18 protein-coding genes and 1 pseudogene are annotated in these 20,596 nt (G+C 71.1%); 13 read left to right on the forward strand and 6 right to left on the reverse strand.

What is annotated here, in order from left to right:
- The first annotated feature begins 8 nt into the window (after nt 1-8).
- On the forward strand, nt 9-1,649 hold the full coding sequence (locus tag ACZ4AA_RS34940) for an ABC-F family ATP-binding cassette domain-containing protein (protein WP_467611583.1): 1,641 nt from the start codon (nt 9-11) through the stop codon (nt 1,647-1,649).
- Nucleotides 1,650-1,721: 72 nt separating this feature from the next.
- Here the strand turns inward: ACZ4AA_RS34940 and ACZ4AA_RS34945 are convergent, their stop codons facing one another.
- Both ACZ4AA_RS34945 and ACZ4AA_RS34950 read right to left on the reverse strand, forming a co-directional pair.
- A complete protein-coding gene (locus ACZ4AA_RS34945; protein ID WP_467611585.1) occupies nt 1,722-4,130 on the reverse strand; it encodes a Tex family protein in 2,409 nt (802 codons plus the stop codon).
- Between the two features lie 154 nt (nt 4,131-4,284).
- Nucleotides 4,285-5,151, reverse strand: a complete 867-nt coding sequence (locus tag ACZ4AA_RS34950; protein WP_467611587.1) for an SCO6745 family protein — start codon at nt 5,149-5,151, stop codon at nt 4,285-4,287.
- Between the two features lie 135 nt (nt 5,152-5,286).
- Here ACZ4AA_RS34950 and ACZ4AA_RS34955 point away from each other — a divergent pair.
- Nucleotides 5,287-5,601, forward strand: a pseudogene (locus ACZ4AA_RS34955) (helix-turn-helix domain-containing protein); the annotation flags it as partial.
- A gap of 15 nt (nt 5,602-5,616) precedes the next feature.
- Nucleotides 5,617-6,252: a DJ-1/PfpI family protein gene (locus tag ACZ4AA_RS34960; RefSeq protein WP_467611589.1), complete on the forward strand. Its 636-nt coding sequence runs from the start codon at nt 5,617-5,619 to the stop codon at nt 6,250-6,252.
- Between the two features lie 80 nt (nt 6,253-6,332).
- On the opposite strand, the gene ACZ4AA_RS34965 is transcribed toward ACZ4AA_RS34960, so the two are convergent.
- The gene (locus tag ACZ4AA_RS34965; protein WP_467611591.1) at nt 6,333-7,076 is read right to left on the reverse strand and encodes an enoyl-CoA hydratase/isomerase family protein; all 744 of its coding nucleotides are present in this window, start codon (nt 7,074-7,076) and stop codon (nt 6,333-6,335) included.
- Nucleotides 7,077-7,374: 298 nt separating this feature from the next.
- On the opposite strand from ACZ4AA_RS34965, the gene ACZ4AA_RS34970 reads away from it, so the two are divergent.
- Nucleotides 7,375-7,875 carry an ATP-binding protein gene (locus ACZ4AA_RS34970; protein WP_467611628.1) on the forward strand — a complete coding sequence of 167 codons (501 nt, stop codon included), beginning with the start codon at nt 7,375-7,377 and terminating at the stop codon, nt 7,873-7,875.
- Nucleotides 7,876-7,899: 24 nt separating this feature from the next.
- On the opposite strand, the gene idi is transcribed toward ACZ4AA_RS34970, so the two are convergent.
- The 3 genes from idi to galE form a co-directional block, all read right to left on the reverse strand.
- Nucleotides 7,900-8,493 carry an isopentenyl-diphosphate Delta-isomerase gene (gene idi, locus ACZ4AA_RS34975; protein WP_467611593.1) on the reverse strand — a complete coding sequence of 198 codons (594 nt, stop codon included), beginning with the start codon at nt 8,491-8,493 and terminating at the stop codon, nt 7,900-7,902.
- A gap of 275 nt (nt 8,494-8,768) precedes the next feature.
- Complete coding sequence (locus tag ACZ4AA_RS34980) at nt 8,769-9,707, reverse strand: cation diffusion facilitator family transporter (protein WP_467611595.1); 939 nt, start codon at nt 9,705-9,707, stop codon at nt 8,769-8,771.
- A gap of 135 nt (nt 9,708-9,842) precedes the next feature.
- On the reverse strand, nt 9,843-10,823 hold the full coding sequence (galE, locus tag ACZ4AA_RS34985; RefSeq protein WP_467611597.1) for a UDP-glucose 4-epimerase GalE: 981 nt from the start codon (nt 10,821-10,823) through the stop codon (nt 9,843-9,845).
- 320 nt (nt 10,824-11,143) lie between these two features.
- Here galE and ACZ4AA_RS34990 point away from each other — a divergent pair, with 320 nt between their 5' ends.
- The 9 genes from ACZ4AA_RS34990 to hpnD all read left to right on the forward strand — a co-directional run bounded on the left by ACZ4AA_RS34990 (nt 11,144) and on the right by hpnD (nt 20,590).
- Complete coding sequence (locus ACZ4AA_RS34990; RefSeq protein WP_467611631.1) at nt 11,144-12,940, forward strand: DUF5941 domain-containing protein; 1,797 nt, start codon at nt 11,144-11,146, stop codon at nt 12,938-12,940.
- Nucleotides 12,937-13,689 (forward strand): phosphocholine cytidylyltransferase family protein, encoded by a 753-nt coding sequence (locus tag ACZ4AA_RS34995; protein WP_467611599.1) that lies wholly within the window; start codon nt 12,937-12,939, stop codon nt 13,687-13,689. Before ACZ4AA_RS34990 ends, ACZ4AA_RS34995 begins: the two co-directional genes overlap by 4 nt.
- A complete protein-coding gene (locus tag ACZ4AA_RS35000; protein ID WP_467611601.1) occupies nt 13,677-14,738 on the forward strand; it encodes an iron-containing alcohol dehydrogenase family protein in 1,062 nt (353 codons plus the stop codon). The genes ACZ4AA_RS34995 and ACZ4AA_RS35000 overlap by 13 nt, the downstream gene beginning before the upstream one ends.
- On the forward strand, nt 14,716-15,495 hold the full coding sequence (locus ACZ4AA_RS35005) for a CDP-alcohol phosphatidyltransferase family protein (RefSeq protein WP_467611603.1): 780 nt from the start codon (nt 14,716-14,718) through the stop codon (nt 15,493-15,495). The genes ACZ4AA_RS35000 and ACZ4AA_RS35005 overlap by 23 nt, the downstream gene beginning before the upstream one ends.
- Before the next feature lie 35 nt (nt 15,496-15,530).
- Nucleotides 15,531-16,376 (forward strand): glycosyltransferase family 2 protein, encoded by an 846-nt coding sequence (locus ACZ4AA_RS35010; RefSeq protein WP_467611634.1) that lies wholly within the window; start codon nt 15,531-15,533, stop codon nt 16,374-16,376.
- 161 nt (nt 16,377-16,537) lie between these two features.
- Nucleotides 16,538-17,434 carry an ABC transporter permease gene (locus ACZ4AA_RS35015; RefSeq protein WP_467611637.1) on the forward strand — a complete coding sequence of 299 codons (897 nt, stop codon included), beginning with the start codon at nt 16,538-16,540 and terminating at the stop codon, nt 17,432-17,434.
- Complete coding sequence (locus ACZ4AA_RS35020) at nt 17,427-18,206, forward strand: ABC transporter ATP-binding protein (RefSeq protein WP_467611605.1); 780 nt, start codon at nt 17,427-17,429, stop codon at nt 18,204-18,206. Before ACZ4AA_RS35015 ends, ACZ4AA_RS35020 begins: the two co-directional genes overlap by 8 nt.
- A 534-nt stretch (nt 18,207-18,740) precedes the next feature.
- The gene (hpnC, locus tag ACZ4AA_RS35025) at nt 18,741-19,643 is read left to right on the forward strand and encodes a squalene synthase HpnC (RefSeq protein ID WP_467611607.1); all 903 of its coding nucleotides are present in this window, start codon (nt 18,741-18,743) and stop codon (nt 19,641-19,643) included.
- Nucleotides 19,640-20,590, forward strand: coding sequence for a presqualene diphosphate synthase HpnD (gene hpnD, locus ACZ4AA_RS35030; RefSeq protein ID WP_467611609.1), 951 nt, complete (start codon nt 19,640-19,642; stop codon nt 20,588-20,590). The genes hpnC and hpnD overlap by 4 nt, the downstream gene beginning before the upstream one ends.
- Nucleotides 20,591-20,596: the final 6 nt, after the last annotated feature.

Here is a 20,596-nt window from a genome sequence, read left to right on the forward strand (position 1 = left end):
GCTCCCTGATGACTGCCACCCTCGTCGCCAAGAACCTCACCGCCGGACACGGCGACCGCGCTCTCTTCGCCGGACTCGACCTCGTCGTCGCGCCCGGTGACGTGATCGGGCTCGTCGGCGCCAACGGCGCGGGCAAGTCCACGCTGCTGCGGCTGCTCGCCGGCCTCCTCGCCCCCGAGCAGGGCGAGCTGCGGCTCTCCCCGCCCTCCGCGACCGTCGGGCACCTGCCCCAGGAGCCGGATCGCCGGGAGGGCGAGACCGTACGGGACTTCCTCGCCCGCCGGACGGGCGTCGACGAGGCCCAGCGGGTGATGGACGCGGCCACCCAGGCGCTCGTCGACGGGGAACCCGGCTCGGACGACGCGTACGCGAACAGCCTGGAGCGCTGGCTCGACCTCGGCGGCGCCGACCTGGACGAGCGGGCCGAGGAGGTCGCCGACTCCCTGGGGCTCGGCGTCGGTCTCGACCAGCCGATGACGTCCCTGTCCGGCGGCCAGGCGGCCCGCGCCGGACTCGCCTCCCTTCTGCTCTCCCGCTACGACGTCTTCCTCCTCGACGAGCCCACCAACGACCTCGACCTGGACGGCCTGGAGCGCCTGGAGCGTTTCGTCTCCGGTCTGCGCGCCGGCACCGTCGTCGTCAGCCACGACCGCGAGTTCCTCACCCGCACGGTCACCAAGGTCCTCGAACTCGACCTGGCGCAGCAGCAGATCACGCTGTACGGCGGTGGCTACGAGGCGTATCTCGAAGAGCGCGACACCGCCCGCCGGCACGCACGCGAGGACTTCGAGGAGTACGCCGACAAGCGCACCGCCCTCGAAGGCCGGGCCCAGATGCAGCGGGGCTGGATGGACAAGGGCGTCAAGAACGCCCGGCGCAAGGCGAACAACGACAACGACAAGATCGGCCGCAAGTTCCGCAGCGAGGCAAGCGAGAAGCAGGCCGCCAAGGCCCGGCAGACACAGCGCATGATCGAGCGGCTGGACGTCGTCGAGGAGCCCCGCAAGGAGTGGGAGCTGCGCATGGAGATCGCGGCGGCCCCCAGATCGGGCGCGGTCGTCGCCACGCTCCGGGACGCGGAGGTACGGCGCGGGGACTTCACCTTCGGTCCGGCGACCCTCCAGATCGACTGGGCCGACCGGGTCGCCGTCACCGGCGCGAACGGCGCCGGCAAGTCGACCCTGCTGGGCGCGCTGCTCGGCCGGGTGCCGCTGACCTCCGGCCACGCCACGCTCGGCTCCGGCGTGGTCGTCGGCGAGGTGGACCAGGCCCGCAAGCTCTTCCACGGTTCCGAATCGCTGCTTGAGGCGTTCGGCGCGGCCGTCCCGGACACCGAACCCGCCGAAGTCCGCACGCTGCTGGCCAAGTTCGGCCTGAAGGCGGAGCACGTGCTGCGCCCGGCGGCCACGCTGTCCCCGGGCGAGCGAACCCGCTCCGCGCTGGCACTGCTCCAGGGCAGGGGCGTCAACCTGCTGGTCCTGGACGAGCCCACGAACCATCTCGACCTGCCGGCCATCGAGCAGCTGGAGTCCGCGCTGGACACCTACGAGGGCACGCTCCTGCTGGTCACCCACGACCGGCGCATGCTGGAAGCGGTCCACACGACCCGCCGCCTGGAAGTGGCGGCCGGCAAGGTGACCGAACGCTGAGCCTCACCACCGGCCCACGGAAGGGGGCGACCGCCGAACGGCGGTCGCTCCCTTCCGTACGTCAGCCCGTCGTCACTTCCGGCCCCGCTCGGGGCCGCTCAGACCCGCGCGGCGCAAGGCGTCGGCCATGGCGCTGTTCGCCGGCGGCGGAGCCTGCCGGGAACCGCCCGCGCCCCCGGTACCGCCCCCCGCACCGCCGCCCTGGCCCTGCCGCTGCTGGCCACGCTGCTGCCCGCGCTGCTGGGGCGGCCGTCCGCCCCGCTGGGGCCGGTCGCCGCCGTCCTCGGCCGCCGGGGCCGCGGCCTCGTCGTCCAGCCGGAGCGTCAGCGAGATCCGCTTGCGCGGGATGTCGATGTCCAGCACCTTCACCTTGACGATGTCACCGGACTTCACGACGTCCCGCGGGTCCTTGACGAAGGTCTTGGACATCGCGGAGACATGCACGAGCCCGTCCTGGTGGACGCCGATGTCCACGAACGCGCCGAAGGCGGCCACGTTCGTGACGACGCCCTCCAGCACCATCCCGGCCGCCACGTCGGAGATCTTCTCCACGCCGTCCTTGAAGGTGGCCGTCTTGAAGGCGGGCCGCGGGTCGCGCCCCGGCTTCTCCAGCTCCCTGAGGATGTCCGAGACGGTGGGCAGACCGAACGTCTCGTCGACGAAGTCGGCCGGCCGCAGCGAGCGCAGCACACTCGTGTTGCCGATCAGCGACGCGACCTCGCTGCCCGCCGTCTTCACCATCCGCCGCACCACGGGGTACGCCTCGGGGTGCACGCTCGACGCGTCCAGCGGGTCGCTGCCGCCCCGGATCCGCAGGAAGCCCGCGCACTGCTCGTACGCCTTGGGGCCGAGCCGGGCCACCTTCTTGAGAGCCGTCCGGGAGGTGAAGGGACCGTTGGCGTCGCGGTGCGCGACGATGTTCTCCGCGAGGCCGGAGGTGATGCCGGAGACGCGGGCCAGCAGCGGGGCGGAGGCGGTGTTCACGTCCACGCCCACGCCGTTCACACAGTCCTCGACCACCGCGTCCAGCGAGCGGGACAGCTTCACCTCGGACAGGTCGTGCTGGTACTGCCCGACACCGATCGACTTCGGGTCGATCTTCACCAGCTCGGCCAGCGGGTCCTGGAGCCGGCGCGCGATGGACACGGCGCCGCGCAGTGACACGTCCATGTCGGGCAGCTCTTGGGAGGCGAACGCGGACGCCGAGTACACCGACGCGCCCGCCTCCGACACCATCACCTTGGTGAGGTTCAGCTCCGGGTGCTTGGTGATGAGCTCACCGGCGAGCTTGTCGGTCTCCCGCGAGGCCGTGCCGTTGCCGATCGCGATCAGGTCGACCGCGTGGTCCTTGGAGAGCCGGGCGAGCTTGGCGATGGCCTCGTCCCACTTGTTGGCCGGGACGTGCGGGTGGATCACGTCCGTGGCGACGACCTTGCCGGTCGCGTCGACGACGGCCACCTTCACGCCCGTGCGGAAGCCGGGGTCCAGGCCCAGCGTCGCGCGGGTGCCGGCCGGGGCGGCGAGCAGCAGGTCCCGCAGGTTCGTCGCGAAGACGTTCACCGCCTCGTCCTCGGCGGCGGTGCGCAGCCGCAGGCGCATGTCGATGCCGAGGTGCACGAGGATGCGGGTGCGCCAGGCCCAGCGGGCGGTGTCCGTCAGCCACTTGTCGCCGGGACGGCCGCGGTCCGCGATGCCGAAGCGGTGCGCGACGATTCCCTCGTACGAGGACGGTCCCTCGGTGGACTCCTCCGGCTCCAGGACGAGATCGAGGACGTCCTCCTTCTCGCCGCGCAGCATGGCGAGGATCCGGTGCGAGGGCAGCGCCTTGAAGGGCTCCGCGAAGTCGAAGTAGTCGGCGAACTTGGCGCCCGCCTCCTCCTTGCCCTCGCGCACCTTGGCTGCGAGCCGTCCGCGCACCCACATGCGCTCGCGCAGCTCGCCGATCAGGTCGGCGTCCTCGGAGAACCGCTCGGCCAGGATCGACCGGGCGCCGTCCAGGGCGGCCTGCCCGTCGGCGACGCCCTTGTCGGCGTCGACGAAGGCCGCCGCCGCGGCGAGCGGTTCCACGGACGGGTCGCCGAGCAGGCCCTCGGCCAGCGGCTCAAGGCCCGCCTCGCGCGCGATCTGCGCCTTGGTGCGCCGCTTGGGCTTGAACGGCAGATAGATGTCCTCAAGGCGCGCCTTGGTCTCGGCGCCCCTGAGCTGCGCCTCCAGTTCGGCACTGAGCTTGCCCTGCTCGCGCACCGAGTCGAGGATCGCGGCCCGCCGGTCCTCCAGCTCCCGCAGATAGCGCAGCCGCTCCTCGAGGGTGCGCAGCTGCGCATCGTCGAGCATCTCGGTCGCTTCCTTGCGGTAACGGGCGATGAAGGGCACCGTCGAACCGCCGTCGAGCAAGTCGACGGCTGCCTTGACCTGCCGTTCCCGCACACCGAGTTCTTCGGCGATCCTGCCTTCGATGGACCCTACGAGGGGTGTCGTCACGATCCCGTACCGCCTTCTCCACTGGGGTTGCGCGGCAATTGTGGCAGGTGACACCGACATCGGGGGCCCAGGGCGCCACACGGGGCCACCGCGCGCCGCGCGCCCGCCCCGGCCGGCGCCCCCGCACGCGGCAGGCGGGCCGGGGCCGGGCGCCTCAGCCCTTGCCGATCATCCCGTCCGGGAACGCGCCCGCGGCGAACGCCGTCATCAGCAGCCCCTTCGCGAGCTCGGTGAGCCGCTCGACCCCGGCGGCGCCCAGGTGTTCGTAGGGTGCGCGGTCGAGGCGGTCCGTGCGGTCCTCGATGTCCCGGCGCAGATCCGTACCGGCCGTCGTCAGCTCGCCGTCCGTGTCCAGCAGCCCGCGCTCCCGCAGGCGTCCGGACGCCTCCTCCCAGTCCTGCCGGGACCAGCCCCGGGTGCCGAGCACCCATCGGGGCGCCATGCCCTTGCCGGTCGCGGTGTGGCTCACCAGGGCCTCCACCGGGTCGAGCTCGGCGTCCAGCAGCGCCGCGAGATGTCCGTCGCCCCGGTGCTCGCGCAGCAGGGTGGCCGCGTGCCAGAGCGCCAGGTGCGGCGCCTCGGGCACCGGAAGGTCCGCGTGCGCGGCGTACAGCGGACGGGCGGTCCTGCCGCAGGCCTCGGCCGCGCGCAGGGCGAGCTCCGCGGCCTCGGCCACCTCTCCGGAGGCGATGACGTCCTTCCCGAGCAGACGCGTGAGCGTCGCGTCCACGGCGCGCAGCCGGGCCGCGAGCACCGTCTCCGGGGTCGCGGTCCCCCACACCGCGGGCACGTGGGCGGCGACCAGCTCGTACCGGAAGTTGAAGAACGTCGCCGTCACCGTGCCCGCGCCGACCGCGCCCATCGCGGCGGCGCGCACCGCGAAGTACCCGGTGCGTTCGTCGTCGATGCCGACCGCGGCCAGCTCACGGCCCAGATCGGGTGAGAAGTAGTGCGTCGAGTGCAGCGGATTGAGGACGTTGTGGCAGCGTCGGCCGGCGCGCTCCGGCAGGGGAGGGGTCATACCCCGCACATTACCGACTGGTTGGTATGCCGTGAACCTCCGCATCGGCGATGGCAGGAAAGGTGGGGTTCTCGGCATTGCCGCCATGAACGCACCGGCGGACAATCGGGACATGCGAACGGTCCTGATCGTGCCGCGGGCCTGCTCGACGGCCCCCGCGCGACCACTTACTGGGCCCATTGCGACCGCCTCGCCCGGGACCATCCGGCGGTCACGGTCGATCCCGAACCCGCCCGTCTCTCGCCCCGCCACTTCGCCCGTGCCTTGCGTCCGGAGACGGGCACCACACTCGGCCGGTACGTCGAGCGGGTGCGGCCCGAACACGCCCGGCGCCTCCTGGAGGACACCGCCGACGGCGTCGAGGAGATCTCCCGGGCCCGTGGCTACGGCACGCCCGAGGCCATGCGCCGCGCCTTCGTGAAGCTCCTCGTCTCGGCACCGGCCGAATAGAAAAGAAAGACCCCGATGCAGATCGCCATCGTCCTCTACGACCGTTTCACCGCCCTGGACGCCGTGGGCCCCTACGAGACCCTCGGCCGGCTCCCGGACGCGGACACCGTCTTCGTCGCCGAGCGCACGGGTCCGGTCCGTTCCGACACCGGCCGGCTCGCCCTGACCGCGGACAAGAGCCTCGCTGAGGTGCCGCACCCGGACATCGTGGTCGTACCGGGAGGGCCGGGCCAGAGCGACCAGATGGACAATCCGGTGCTCCGTGACTGGCTGCGGGCCGCCGACGCCACCAGCCTCTGGACGACCTCGGTGTGCACCGGCTCGCTGCTGCTCGCCGCGGCGGGGCTCCTGGACGGCCGCCGGGCCACCTCCCACTGGCTGGCCCTCGACGAGCTGAAGCGGTTCGGCGCCGAACCCACCGGGGAGCGGGTCGTGTTCGACGGCACGTACGTCACCTCGGCCGGTGTCTCCTCCGGCATCGACATGGGGCTCGCCCTGCTCGGCCGGATCGCCGGGGACGAACACGCCCAGGCCGTCCAGCTGTTGACGGAGTACGACCCGCAGCCGCCCTACGACGCAGGGTCCCCGGAGAAGGCCCCCGCGCACCTCGTCGAGGAGTTCCGGCGCAAGAGCCGGTTCCCGCTGACGTAGACGCGGGCGCGCCGCCTGCCGCTCACCCCACCGTTCGAGCCCGCGGGCACGTCAACGCGCCGTGCGATACCCGCGACCCGTCACGGCGCCCAGGTGAAGTTCGCCTGCCTGCGTTCGAGGAAGGCGGCGACTCCCTCCGCTGTGTCGCCGCCGGCGCGTGCCTGCCCGGTCCAGTGGGCGTCACGGTCGGTGCGCCCGTTCACGAACTCCTTCGCCGCCGACTGCGTCAGCAGGGAGCGCGCGGTCAGGACGCGGGTGAACTCCGTCACCCGCTTGTCGAGTTCGCCCTCGGGCAGTACCTCGTCCACCAGTCCGGTGCGCAGCGCGCGCCCGGTGTCGATGAACTCGCCGGAGAAAAGCAGGTACTTGGCGGCGGACGGTCCCACCAGCGCCGCCAGCCGCCGGGTGGAGGTGGCCGGATAGACGATGCCGAGCTTCGCCGGGGTCACCCCGAACAGCGAGCCCTCCTGGGCGAATCGCAGATCGCAGGCGGCCGCGAGCTGGGCTCCGCCGCCCACGCAGTACCCTCGGATCGCGGCCAGCGTCGGCTTCGGGAACGCGGCGAGGGCGTCCTCGGCCAGCACGGCGAGCCCCTGGGCCTCGTCCGGGGACTTCCGCAGCGTCGAGATGTCGGCCCCGGCGCAGAAGGTGCCGCCCTCGCCGGTGAGCACGAGCGCGCGCACGTCGGCGCGTACGCGCAACGCGTCCAGCAGCGGCGGGAGCGCGCGCCACATCGGCGTGGTCATGGCGTTCCGCTTGGCGGGGTGATGGATGACGACGGTGGCGACCCCGTCGCCGACGTGGTGCAACAGCTGCGGCTCCATACGTCGGATGCTATCCGCCCCGGCTGTCGCACTTCGATCATGGTCCCGGGCCGCCTCGCGGACGACGGAGCCGTGCGGAACGCGCGGGCCGGCAGGAGGGGGCAAACCCGTACAACCAGAATAGTTTCGGAAACTGACATGAAAGCGATAACAGCTGTCGCAGAAACGACTTTCTCATGCATTTGTGATCAGAAATCGGCGATAATTGCTGACTTCTGTTCAGTCAACCGGTACGGACCGGCGCATTACCAACACTCGACGTGTGGTGACAATCGAGCGCAAGGGTGGCGACCGGACGATGGAGAACCTCGGGCGGGGGTCCGACCCGAGCCCCGAAGGCGCAGTGGTGACTCCCGACGTCAGATCGCCGGGACCGCTTCCGTACGAGGGGGTGTGGCGGTTCACCGCCGCCGCCGTCGACGCCTCGGTGCCGCAGGCGCGGCACGCCGTCCGTGATCTGCTGATCCGCCAGGGGGTGCCGGTCTCGGACGATGTCGTTCAGGGACTGCTGTTGATCGTCTCCGAACTGGTCACGAACGCCGTCAAGCACGCGGCACTTCTGTCGCCGATGCTCGCGGTGGAGGTCGCGGTCGGCGCCGACTGGGTGCGGGTGTCCGTCGAGGACGACCACCCCTACCGTCCGACCGCGCTGGAGGCCGACCACGGGCAGACCGGCGGCCGGGGCCTGCTGCTGGTGCGCGAGGTGACCAGGGAGTTCGGCGGAGGGTGCGACGTCGAGTACACCGCGGGCGGCGGCAAGGTGATCTGGGCCGCCCTGCCGCTCGCTCCGAACGTCTGAGCCTCCGCGCGTCCGGCGGGCCGGCTACCAGCCCGCGGACGGACCCGTCAGCTCCCGCATCGCCGGACGGGCCGCGTCCAGCACCGTCATGAACCAGGCCGAGAACGGGTCCTTCGCGTGCCGCTCCGCCAGTTCGGCGGCGGTCACGAACACCGTCGAGCCGACCTCCTCCGGGTCGGGCCGCGGCGCCGACTGCACCATCCCGACGAACAGATGGTTGAACTCCTGCTCCACCAGGCCCGAGTCCGGATCCGGGTGGTTGTAACGGACCGTGCCGGCCTCGGCGAGCAGCGTCGGCGACACCCCGAGCTCCTCGTACGTGCGCCGGGCGGCCGCCGCGAAGGGGGCCTCGCCCGGATACGGGTGGCCGCAGCAGGTGTTCGACCACACGCCGGGGGAGTGGTACTTGCCGAGCGCGCGCTGCTGGAGCAGCAGCCGGCCCTGCTCGTCGAAGAGGAACACCGAGAACGCTCTGTGCAGCTGCCCCGGCGCCTGATGGGCCGCGAGCTTCTCCGCCGTGCCGATCGTGTTGCCGTCCTCGTCGACCAGCTCCAGCAAGATCGCTTCAGCGGTGCCTTTCGACGAACTGTGCGTCGCGGTGGCAGGTGTGATCGGCATACCCATCCTTCGCATCGGTTTTCCAGCCCCAAGTCTGCCGTACGAATCCGGCACTCCCGGCACTTCGCGACTCTCCGCATGTCCCGCCCCGTGACCCCGGGGCGGGGCACGCGGCCGGCACGGGTCGGACGCCGGACGCGGCCGGATACCTGATCGTGCCCGGCGCCACCGGCGAGGAACCGCCGAGGACGAGGGCCATCAGATGTTCGGACGGCACCTCGAATCCGGGGCCGGATGCCGGGTCGGCCGGGGGCGCGAAGTCGAACCGCGGAGCGTCAGTGGCAGAGCTTCGCCTCGTGCTCCGCGTGTCCGCTCGGCTCCAGCTGGAACGTGCAGTGCTCGACGTCGAAGTGCACACCCAGACAGCCCTGGAGCTCGTGCAGGATCTTCTCGTGGCCGATCGCGTTCAGGACGTCGGAACTGACGACGACATGCGCGGACAGCACCGGCATGCCGGAGGTGATGGTCCAGGCGTGCAGGTCGTGGACGTCCTCGACCCCGTCGAGCGCCAGGATGTGGGCGCGCACCTCCGCCATGTCCACCCCCTTGGGCGCCGCCTCCAGGAGTACGTCGAGGGTCTCCTGGAGCAGTTTCCAGGTACGCGGGACGATCATCAGCGCGATGGTGATCGAGGCGATCGGGTCCGCCGCCTGCCAGCCGGTGGTCATGATCACCACCGCGGCGATGATGACCGCCACCGAGCCCAGCGCGTCCGCCGCGACCTCCAGGAAGGCGCCGCGCACGTTCAGGCTGTCCTTCTGCCCGCGCATCAGCAGGGTGAGCGAGACCGTGTTGGCGACCAGACCGAACGCGCCGAACGCGATCGTCAGCCCGCCGTGGGTGTCCGCGGGCGTGATGAAGCGCTGGATCGCCTCGACGAGCACATAGCCGCCGACGACGAGCAGCAGCAGACAGTTGGCCAGCGCGGCGAGGATCTCGGCGCGCGCGTAGCCGAAGGTGCGCTTCTCGCTCGGCGGGCGGGCCGCGAAGTGGATCGCGAGCAGGGCCATGCCGAGGCCCAGCGCGTCCGTCGCCATGTGGGCCGCGTCCGCGACCAGCGCGAGCGAGTCGGCGAGCAGGCCGCCGAAGATCTCGACGACCATGACGGTGAGCGTGATCGCCAGCGCTACCCGCAGCCTCCCGCGGTACGCGGCGGTCGCCGTGCCGGACGGGGGAGCCCCGTGCCCGTGCCCGTGGTCGTGCCCAGCCCCCATGGAAGCCGCCTCCTGTGTTCCGCTCGGTCGCGCCAGTCAACTACGGGCGGGGGGTATCGGGCAACGCGGCACTGAACACCGTTGTCATATGCTCTGACCTGCGGAAACGATCCGCAGGTCAGAGCGTCGACGCGGTCAGGCGCCGGTGATCTCCGGGTGGTGCAGCAGCCAGCCCCGCCAGGCCGACTCCACCATCTCGCGCACCCCTCGGCGCGCGCTCCAGCCCAGCTCGTCGGTCGCCAGAGCGGCCGAGGCGACCGCGCGCGGGGCGTCGCCGGGGCGGCGCGGTTCGACCAGGGGCCCGACCGGGTCTCCGGTGACCTCGGCGATGAGGGTCACGAGTTCCCGTACCGAGACACCCTCGCCCCGGCCGATGTTCACCGTCAGATCGCCGCTCGCCCCGTCCGTCAGCCGCCGGGCCGCGGCGAGATGCGCCTCGGCGAGGTCGGCGACATGGATGTAGTCGCGTACGCAGGTGCCGTCCGGGGTCGGGTAGTCGTCGCCGAAGATCCGGGGGGCCTCGCCCCGGGTGAGCCGGTCGAACACCATCGGGACGATGTTGAAGATCCCGGTGTCGGCGAGCTCGGGGGAGGCCGCGCCCGCCACGTTGAAGTAGCGCAGGCACACGGTGGAGATCCCGTGGGCCCGGCCCGCCGCCCGCACCAGCCACTCGCCGGCGAGTTTCGTCTCGCCATAGGGGCTCATCGGGGCACAGGGGGTGTCCTCCGTGATGAGGTCCACGTCGGGGTTGCCGTAGACGGCCGCCGACGAGGAGAACACGAACCGCTCGACGCCCGCCCCCGCCACGGCCTCCAGCAGGGTCGCGAGGCCGCCCACGTTCTCCTGGTAGTAGCGCGTCGGCTCGGCCACGGACTCGCCTACCTGCTTGCGGGCGGCGAGGTGCACCACACCCGTGATCGCGTGCTCCGTCAGGACCCGCTTGAGCAGATCACCGTCCAGCGACGACCCCTGGACGAGGGGAATGCTCTCCGGGAGCCGGTTCGGCACCCCCGACGACAGGTCGTCGAGGGCCACGACGCGCTCTTCGGCCCCCGCCATCGCCCGCGCCACGTGTGCCCCGATGTATCCGGCTCCGCCTGTGATCAGCCATGTCATGGACGACCACCCTATGCGGGTCCGCGGCTGTGTCCTATGTGCCCCGCTTTCGGGCAAGAGCGGCGTGCGGTGCGCCCTGCCGGGAATGTTCCGGCTCTCGCGTCCGTGCTTGTGACCGGGGCCCGCGATCCCCGATGATGATCGCGGCATCCGCCGGACAAAATCGGCTGATCGGCCCGTGAACGGCTGGTGAACGCCTGCTTCCGTTCATCCGATAGCCTCTGCCGACATGCCGCCGGGGCCACCGCCATGAGCCGGGGGCCGTCCCATCACGTACACGCCGGGCGCCAGGTCGCGCCGGCACTCAGGGAGTGAGTTCGCTGCCGACCGCCATCCTCACCGGTCAGCCGGTCCCCGGATCGTCGCTCGAAGGCGATCTGCGGTCGCTCGGCTTCGACGTGCGCCAAGCGTCCGACGCGCGTGAGACCGAGACCCTGCTCGCCGCGGTACCGGCGGACCAGCGGGTCGCCGTCGTGGACGCCCGCTTCGTCGGGCACGTACACGCCCTGCGTCTCGGTCTGACCGACCCCCGCTTCGCGGCCTCGGCCCTTCCCGGCGCCGTGTCCGTGCAGCCCGAGGCCCGACGGGCCCTGGCCCGCGCCGTGACCCGGGAGACCGTCGCCGCGGGCAACACCGGCGCGGCCCCGGAGAACCTTCCCGAGCGTCTCGGCGAGGCACTGGAGGCGGACGACCTCGGCGTCCACCGCCCGGAGCTCGGCACCCTCGTCGCCGAGGTTCCCGCCGATCCGCAGGAGCGCAACGGCGTCCGGCAGGCCGTCCTGGCCGTCGACGACGAGGCCGTACGGCTGCGCAGCGCGGTCAAGGCCCGCGACGGGTTCTTCACCACGTACTGCATCAGCCCGTACTCGCGCTACATCGCCCGCTGGTGCGCCCGCCGCGGCCTGACCCCGAACCAGGTCACCACCGCGTCGCTGATCACCGCGCTGATCGCCGCGGGCTGCGCCGCCACCGGTACCCGCCTCGGCTTCGTGGCGGCCGGTCTGCTGCTGCTGTTCTCCTTCGTGCTGGACTGCACGGACGGACAGCTCGCCCGCTATTCCCTGCAATATTCGACGCTCGGCGCCTGGCTGGATGCGACCTTCGACCGCGCCAAGGAGTACGCCTACTACGCGGGACTCGCGCTCGGCGCGGCCCGCGGCGGCGACGACGTGTGGGCGCTCGCGCTCGGCGCGATGATCCTCCAGACCTGCCGGCACGTCGTGGACTTCTCCTTCAACGAGGCGAACCACGACGCCACCGCCAACACCAGCCCCACCGCCGCCCTCTCGGACAAGCTCGACAGCGTCGGCTGGACGGTCTGGGTGCGCCGGATGATAGTCCTGCCCATCGGCGAACGATGGGCGATGATCGCCGTGCTGACGGCGCTGACGACCCCCCGTATCACCTTCTACGCGCTGATCGCCGGCTGCGCCTTCGCGGCCACCTACACCACGGCGGGCCGGGTTCTGCGCTCGCTCACCCGCAAGGCGAGCCGCACCGACCGGGCCGCGCAGGCACTGGTGGACCTCACCGACTCCGGCCCGCTCGCCGAGTACCTGACCCGCCACACGGGCCGCCTCGCACGCCTCGCCCCGCCCGTCGCCGCCCTCGTCGCGGGCGCGGTCGTCGTGACATCCGCCGCACTCGCCCCGTACGGCAGCTGGCTGCCCGTCCTCGGGGCCGTCGTGTACGTGCTGCTGTCGCCGGCCGCCCTGCTCAGGCCCCTCAAGGGCCCCCTCGACTGGCTGGTCCCGCCGTTCTTCCGCGCGGCCGAGTACCTCACCGTTCTGGCACTGGCGGTCGACGCCGGCGTGAACGGGGCGCTTCCGGCGGCTTTCGGTCTGGTGGCCGCCGTCGCCTACCATCACTACGACACGGTGTACCGCATTCGCGGAAACGCCGCGGCCCCCCCGCACTGGCTGGTGCGGGCGATCGGCGGGCACGAAGGCAGGACGCTGCTGGTCACCGTCCTGGCCGCGCTGCTCGCCGCCCCACAGTTCAAGGTCGCGCTCACGGCGCTCGCCGTGGCCGTCGCCCTGCTGGTGCTCGCCGAGAGCATCCGCTTCTGGGTGTCCTCCGGGGCCCCCGCCGTACACGATGAAGGAGAACCCGCATGATCGGCCTCGTGCTGGCTGCCGGCGCCGGACGGCGTCTGCGTCCCTACACTGACAGCCTCCCCAAGGCGCTCGTGCCGGTCGGACCCGAGGGCGCGGAGGACTCCATCACGGTCCTGGACCTGACCCTCGGCAACTTCGCCGAGATCGGCCTGACCGAGGTCGGCATCATCGTCGGCTACCGCAAGGAAGCCGTCTACGACCGCAAGGCGGCTCTCGAGGCGAAGTACGGCCTCAAGATCACGCTGATCGACAACGACAAGGCCGAGGAGTGGAACAACGCCTACTCCCTGTGGTGCGGACGTGACGCCCTCAAGGACGGCGTGATACTCGCCAACGGCGACACCGTGCACCCGGTCTCCGTCGAGCGGACGCTGCTCGCCGCCCGCGGCGAGGGCAAGAAGATCATCCTCGCCCTCGACACGGTGAAGAAGCTCGCCGACGAGGAGATGAAGGTCGTCGTGGACCCCGAGAAGGGCGTCCAGAAGATCACCAAGCTCATGGAGCCGTCCGAGGCCACCGGCGAGTACATCGGTGTGACGCTCATCGAGGGCCTCGCCGCCGACGAGCTGGCCGACGCCCTGAAGACGGTGTGGGAGACCGACCCGCAGCAGTTCTACGAGCACGGCTACCAGGAGCTCGTCAACCGCGGCTTCAAGATCGACGTCGCGCCGATCGGCGACGTCAAGTGGGTCGAGATCGACAACCACGACGACCTCGCCAAGGGACGTGAGATCGCGTGCCAGTACTGACGAGGCTCATCCCCTCGCCGGTCGTCGTCGACATCCGTCCGGGCGCCCTGGACGACCTGGCGAGCGTGCTCAGCGACGAGCGCATCTCCCACTCGGGCAAGCTGGCCATAGCGGTCAGCAACGGCTCGGGCGCCAGGCTGCGCGAGCGGCTGGCTCCGGCCCTGCCCGGAGCCACCTGGTACGAGGTCGGCGGCGGCACGCTGGACGACGCGATCCGGCTGGCCGGCGACATGCGGTCCGGGCACTTCGACGCCGTGGTGGGCCTGGGCGGCGGCAAGATCATCGACTGCGCGAAGTTCGCCGCGGCGCGGGTCGGGCTGCCCCTGGTCGCCGTGCCCACGAACCTCGCGCACGACGGCCTGTGCTCGCCGGTCGCCACCCTCGACAACGACGCGGGCCGCGGCTCGTACGGTGTGCCGAACCCGATCGCCGTGGTCATCGACCTCGACGTGATCCGCGACGCGCCGGTCCGGTTCGTCCGGGCGGGCATCGGGGACGCCGTCTCCAACATCAACGCGATCGCCGACTGGGAGCTGGCCAACCGCGTCACCGGCGAGAAGATCGACGGTCTGGCCGCCGCCATGGCGCGCCAGGCGGGCGAGGCGGTCCTCAGGCATCCCGGGGGCGTCGGCGACAACGGCTTCCTCCAGGTCCTCGCGGAGGCGCTCGTCCTCACCGGCGTCGCGATGTCGATCTCGGGCGACTCCCGTCCGGCCTCCGGCTCCTGCCACGAGATCAACCACGCCTTCGACCTCCTCTTCCCCAAGCGGGCGGCGAGCCACGGCGAGCAGTGCGGCCTGGGCGCGGCCTTCGCGATGTACCTGCGCGGTGCACACGAGGAAGCGGCGTTCATGGCCGAGGTGCTGCGGCGGCACGGACTGCCGGTGCTGCCCGAGGAGATCGGTTTCACCGTGGAGGAGTTCGTCGAGGTCGTGGAGTTCGCTCCGCGGACCCGGCCCGGCCGCTACACGATCCTCGAACATCTCGACCTGAAAACCCACCAGATCAAGGACATCTACTCCGACTATGCCAAGGCCATCGGTAGCTGAACTCCGCCCCGTCGTTCATCCCCCAGGGGTGAAGGACCGGCGCAGCGGTGAGCACTGGGCGGGACGCCTGTACATGCGAGAGATCTCGCTGCGCTGCGACCGGTACCTGGTGAACACCAGGATCACGCCCAACCAGCTCACGTACCTGATGACCCTCTGTGGCGTGCTCGCCGCCCCGGCGCTGCTGGTGCCGGGGATCACGGGCGCGGTGCTCGGTGTGGTGATGGTCCAGCTCTATCTGCTGCTCGACTGCGTCGACGGCGAGATAGCGCGCTGGAAGAAGCAGTACTCGCTCGGCGGGGTCTATCTCGACCGCGTCGGCGCCTATCTCACGGACGCGGCCGTGCTCGTCGGCCTCGGCCTGCGTGCCGCGGACCTGTGGGGTTCCGGACGCGTCGACTGGCTGTGGGCCTTCCTCGGCACGCTGGCCGCGCTCGGCGCGATCCTGGTCAAGGCGGAGACCGACCTCGTCGGCGTCGCCCGCCACCAGAGCGGGCTGCCGCCGGTCGCGGAGGCCGCGTCCGAGCCCCGCTCGTCCGGCGTGGCGCTGGCCCGCAGGGCCGCCGCGGCGCTCAAGTTCCACCGGCTGATCCTCGGCATCGAGGCGTCCCTGCTGATCCTGCTCCTCGCGGTCGCGGACCAGGTCAGGGGCGACCTGTTCTTCACCCGGCTCGGCACCGCGGTGCTCGCCGGCATCGCGCTCCTCCAGACGGTGCTGCACCTGGTGTCCATCCTCGCGTCGAGCAGGCTCAAGTGAGTGCGGCCACGAAGGTCGGCGCGGTGATCATCACCATGGGCAACCGTCCCGACGAGCTCAGGGCCCTGCTCGACTCCGTCGCCAAGCAGGACGGCGAGGGCGTCGAGGTGGTCGTGGTCGGCAACGGCTCACCCGTCCCGGACGTCCCCGCGGGCGTCCGGACGGTCGAGCTGCCCGAGAACCTCGGCATCCCCGGCGGCCGCAACGTGGGCATCGAGGCCTTCGGACCCGGCGGCACCGACGTGGACGTCCTGCTCTTCCTGGACGACGACGGTCTGCTGGCCCGCCACGACACGGCCGAGCTGTGCCGCCGGGCCTTCGCCGACGACCCCGAGCTCGGCATCATCAGCTTCCGCATCGCCGACCCCGAGACCGGCGAGACCCAGCGCCGCCATGTCCCGAGGCTGCGCGCCGCCGACCCGATGCGCTCCTCGCGCGTCACCACGTTCCTCGGCGGCGCCAACGCGGTCCGTACGAAGGTCCTCGCCGAGGTCGGCGGACTCCCGGACGCCTTCTTCTACGCCCACGAGGAGACCGACCTGGCCTGGCGGGCCCTCGACGCCGGCTGGATGATCGACTACCGCTCCGACATGGTGCTGTACCACCCGACGACCGCCCCCTCGCGGCACGCGGTGTACCACCGGATGGTGGCCCGCAACCGTGTCTGGCTGGCGCGCCGGAACCTTCCCGCACCCCTCGTCCCGGTCTACCTCGGCGTCTGGATGCTCCTGACGCTGCTGCGCCGCCCCTCGCGGGCCGCGCTGCGGGCGTGGTTCGGTGGATTCCGGGAAGGCTGGAGGAGTCCCTGCGGACCGAGGCGCCCCATGAAGTGGCGCACGGTGTGGCGGCTGACCCGGCTGGGCCGGCCTCCGGTCATCTGACACAAGCCGGCTGGGCCGTCCCCCGGTCATCTGACAAGCTCGATCCTGAGAGCACCCGGGCATCACCCGGACCCCGGCACAGGCCGGTGCCCGGCCGGCCGTGCGCCTCTCGAAGACGAAAGTTTCCCCTTGTGAGTACGACGCATGACGGCGGCATCGCTGTGAGCGACCGACCCTCGCCCGACGACGGACTGTCCGCGGCCGACCTGGCCGCCAGGTACGGCCTCGCGGTCAGCGGCGCACGTCCCGGACTGGTGGCCTACATCCGTCAGCTGTGGGGCCGGCGGCACTTCATCCTCGCCTTCTCGCAGGCCAAGCTCACCGCCCAGTACAGCCAGGCCAAGCTCGGCCAGCTTTGGCAGGTGGCGACCCCGCTGCTCAACGCGGCCGTCTACTACTTCATCTTCGGCCTGATCCTCAGGGCCGACCGCGGTATGTCGCACGACGTGTACATCCCGTTCCTGGTGACCGGCGTCTTCGTCTTCACCTTCACGCAGAGCTCGGTCATGGCGGGTGTCCGGGCGATCTCGGGCAACCTGGGACTGGTGCGCGCGCTGCACTTCCCGCGGGCCTCGCTGCCCGTCTCGTTCGCCCTCCAGCAGCTCCAGCAGCTGCTCTTCTCGATGATCGTGCTGTTCATCGTGGCGATCGGCTTCGGCAGCTATCCGGGCCTGTCCTGGCTGCTGATCGTCCCGGTGCTGTTCCTCCAGTTCCTGTTCAACACCGGCCTCGCGCTGATCGTGGCGCGGATGGGCAGCAAGACGCCCGACCTCGCCCAGCTGATGCCCTTCATCCTGCGCACCTGGATGTACGCCTCCGGTGTCATGTTCTCCATCAGCACCATGCTCGCCGGCCGCCCCGAGTGGATCGCCCGGGTGCTCCAGGCGAACCCGGCCGCCGTCTACATGGATCTGATGCGCTTCGCGCTCATCGACGGGTACGGCGCCTCCAGCCTGCCCCCGCACGTGTGGGCCATCGCCGTCTTCTGGGCCGTGGTCACGGCCGTCGGCGGTTTCGTCTACTTCTGGAAGGCTGAGGAGAGGTACGGCCGTGGCTGAGCTCGAGAAGAGGTCGCACATCCCGACCGTCATCGCGGACGAACTGCACATCGTCTACCGCGTGAACGGCGCCAAGACCGGCAAGGGCAGCGCCACCGCGGCCCTCAGCCGCATCCTCAAGCGCGGTGAGGAACGCGGTGTGCGCAAGGTGCACGCCGTCAAGGGTGTCTCCTTCACCGCCTACCGGGGCGAGGCCATCGGCCTGATCGGCTCCAACGGCTCCGGCAAGTCCACGCTCCTGCGCGCCATCGCCGGCCTGCTCCCCGCGGAGAAGGGCAAGGTCTACACCGACGGCCAGCCCTCGCTGCTCGGTGTGAACGCGGCGCTGATGAACGACCTGACGGGCGAGCGGAACGTCATCCTGGGCGGCCTCGCCATGGGCATGTCCCGTGAGCAGATCAAGGAGCGTTACCAGGAGATCGTCGACTTCTCGGGCATCAACGAGAAGGGCGACTTCATCACCCTGCCGATGCGGACCTACTCCTCCGGCATGTCGGCCCGGCTGCGGTTCTCCATCGCGGCGGCCAAGGACCACGACGTCCTGATGATCGACGAGGCCCTCGCCACCGGTGACCGCTCCTTCCAGAAGCGGTCCGAGCAGCGCATCCGCGAGCTGCGCAAGACCGCGGGCACGGTGTTCCTGGTCAGCCACAACAACAAGTCGATCCGCGACACCTGCGACCGCGTGCTGTGGCTGGAGCGCGGCGAGCTGCGCATGGACGGCCTGACCGAGGACGTCCTCAAGGAGTACGAGAAGTTCACGGGCAAGTAGCCCGTTTCGCCCAGGGCGTGTCCGCGAAGTCGCGTCGTCCGCCCGGAGGGCGGGCCCGGCGGCGTCTGGTGCGTGCTCTCGGTGTGCCGGGCGCAGGCCCTCGTACTGGACGTACTTGGGTCTGTGTCCGGTGCGGCGAGAGCGCGTGCCAGGCGTCGCCGGGCAGACGAGACTTTGCGGACACGCCCTGAGCCCTGCCGGAACTGTCCGGTGGGGCCCTGCGTCTGCGGAGGAAACGTCAACTCCCGTCGGCGTGGGGAATCTTGACGCCAATCGGTGTGTTGTTGTGATGTGCAGGACACCCCGGCGGAGTGTGCCGCGTTGTACAACGTAAGCTGTACCGGTGCTGAAAGGCGTCAAGTGGGGCGATAATACGCGACACCCGGCACCGTCACGCCGAGCGGATCTCGGGGCGGCGTGTCCGAAATGGGCAGTGTTGGGTCGGCAGTGTAGAACGGGAGATGTGACGGCAATGGTTACGGTGACTCTCCAGCTCCGCGATGCGTGTGCCGTCCCCGCGCCGGGCGGCGAGCGGTGATCGAAGCCGGGACGGCCCGTACCGGCGATCCGGTGCGCGGCACCCTCGACAAGGCCGCGGACGAGAACTTCCCCGTGGCGCCGTTCTTCCTGCCCAGGGCTTGGCGCGACGACCTGATGGCCGTGTACGGCTTCGCCCGCCTCGTGGACGACATCGGTGACGGGGATCTCGCCCCCGGCGGCGCCGACGCCCGCCTTCTCGGCGTGTCCGACGCGGACGCCGAGGACCGGCTCGTCCTCCTCGACGCGCTCGAAGCCGATCTTCACCGGGTGTTCGAGTCGGCCCCGCGCCACCCGCTGCTGCGCCGGCTCCTGCCCACGGTCCGCCGCGCGGACCTGACCCCCGAGCCCTTCCTCGGCCTGATCGCGGCCAACCGCCAGGACCAGCTCGTCAAGCGGTACGAGACCTACGACGACCTGCTCGCCTACTGTGAACTCTCCGCGAACCCCGTCGGCCGCCTCGTCCTCTCCGTCACCGGTACGTCCACGCCCGAGCGGATCCTGCGCTCCGACGCGGTGTGCACCGGGCTCCAGATCGTCGAGCACCTCCAGGACGTGGCCGAGGACCTCGGCCGCGACCGCGTCTATCTGCCCGCCGAGGACATGAAGCGCTTTCATGTCCTCGAAGCCGATCTCGCCGCCCCCACAGCAGGCGCATCGGTGCGAGCACTGGTTGCATACGAAGCAGAACGCGCTCTGAACCTCCTGAATGAAGGCACCCCCCTCGTGGGTAGCGTCCACGGCAGGCTGAAACTGCTGCTCGCGGGGTTCGTCGCGGGGGGAAAGGCGGCGGTCCGCGCGATCGCCGCCGCCGAATACGACGTACTACCCGGCCCGCCCAAGCCCGGCAAGCTCCAGCTGCTGCGCGAGGTGGGAGTGACTCTGCGAGGAGAGGGGTGATCCGGACCGTGGAGTCGGACCAGCACGTGTCCGCACCGGTACTCGCCGCGTACAGCTACTGCGAGGCGGTGACCGGTCAGCAGGCCCGTAATTTCGCGTACGGCATCAGGCTGCTGCCGACGTCCAAGCGCCGTGCGATGTCGGCGCTCTACGCGTTCTCGCGGCGCGTCGACGACATCGGCGACGGAACCCTGGCGCCGGACGTGAAGGCGGTGCGCCTGGAGGAGACCCGGACGCTGCTCGCCCGGGTCCGCGCGGGCGACGTCGCCGAGGACGACACCGACCCGGTCGCGGTCGCCCTCAGCCACACCGCCGAGTACTTCCCGGTCCCCCTCGGGGGCCTGGACGAGCTCATCGACGGTGTGCTGATGGACGTGCGCGGCGAGACGTACGAGACCTGGGACGACCTGAAGGTCTACTGCCGGTGCGTGGCGGGAGCGATCGGGCGGCTCTCGCTCGGGGTCTTCGGCACCGAGCCGGGGGCGCGGGGAACCGAGCGCGCGCCGGAGTACGCCGACACGCTCGGGCTCGCGCTCCAGCTCACCAACATCCTGCGGGACGTCCGGGAGGACGCCGAGGGCGGGCGCACCTATCTGCCCGCCGACGACCTCGCCAAGTTCGGCTGCTCGGCCGGGTTCGACGGGCCGACCCCGCCGCAGGGCTCCGACTTCGCGGGCCTCGTGCACTTCGAGGTGCGCCGGGCGCGTGCCCTCTTCGCGGAGGGCTACCGGCTGCTGCCCATGCTGGACCGGCGCAGCGGCGCCTGTGTCGCGGCCATGGCGGGGATCTACCGGCGCCTGCTCGACCGTATCGAGCGTGAACCGGAGGCCGTGCTGCGCGGCCGGGTGTCCCTGCCGGGACGCGAGAAGGCGTACGTCGCGGTGCGCGGCCTCTCCGGCCTCGACGCCCGGCACGTCTCCCGCCGTACGGTCCGGAGGCGTGTCTGAATGGAC

Source organism: Streptomyces sp. NPDC024698 (assembly GCF_055559015.1).

What these genes read in the sequence shown, in the direction of transcription:
- ACZ4AA_RS34940 (WP_467611583.1), top strand. Translation starts at nt 9, where the DNA reads ATGACTGCCACCCTCGTCGCCAAGAACCTCACCGCCGGACACGGCGAC.
- ACZ4AA_RS34950 (WP_467611587.1), bottom strand. Translation starts at nt 5,151, where the DNA reads ATGACCCCTCCCCTGCCGGAGCGCGCCGGCCGACGCTGCCACAACGTC.
- ACZ4AA_RS34960 (WP_467611589.1), top strand. Translation starts at nt 5,617, where the DNA reads ATGCAGATCGCCATCGTCCTCTACGACCGTTTCACCGCCCTGGACGCC.
- ACZ4AA_RS34965 (WP_467611591.1), bottom strand. Translation starts at nt 7,076, where the DNA reads ATGGAGCCGCAGCTGTTGCACCACGTCGGCGACGGGGTCGCCACCGTC.
- ACZ4AA_RS34970 (WP_467611628.1), top strand. Translation starts at nt 7,375, where the DNA reads ATGGAGAACCTCGGGCGGGGGTCCGACCCGAGCCCCGAAGGCGCAGTG.
- idi (WP_467611593.1), bottom strand. Translation starts at nt 8,493, where the DNA reads ATGCCGATCACACCTGCCACCGCGACGCACAGTTCGTCGAAAGGCACC.
- ACZ4AA_RS34980 (WP_467611595.1), bottom strand. Translation starts at nt 9,707, where the DNA reads ATGGGGGCTGGGCACGACCACGGGCACGGGCACGGGGCTCCCCCGTCC.
- galE (WP_467611597.1), bottom strand. Translation starts at nt 10,823, where the DNA reads ATGACATGGCTGATCACAGGCGGAGCCGGATACATCGGGGCACACGTG.
- ACZ4AA_RS34995 (WP_467611599.1), top strand. Translation starts at nt 12,937, where the DNA reads ATGATCGGCCTCGTGCTGGCTGCCGGCGCCGGACGGCGTCTGCGTCCC.
- ACZ4AA_RS35005 (WP_467611603.1), top strand. Translation starts at nt 14,716, where the DNA reads ATGCCAAGGCCATCGGTAGCTGAACTCCGCCCCGTCGTTCATCCCCCA.
- ACZ4AA_RS35010 (WP_467611634.1), top strand. Translation starts at nt 15,531, where the DNA reads ATGGGCAACCGTCCCGACGAGCTCAGGGCCCTGCTCGACTCCGTCGCC.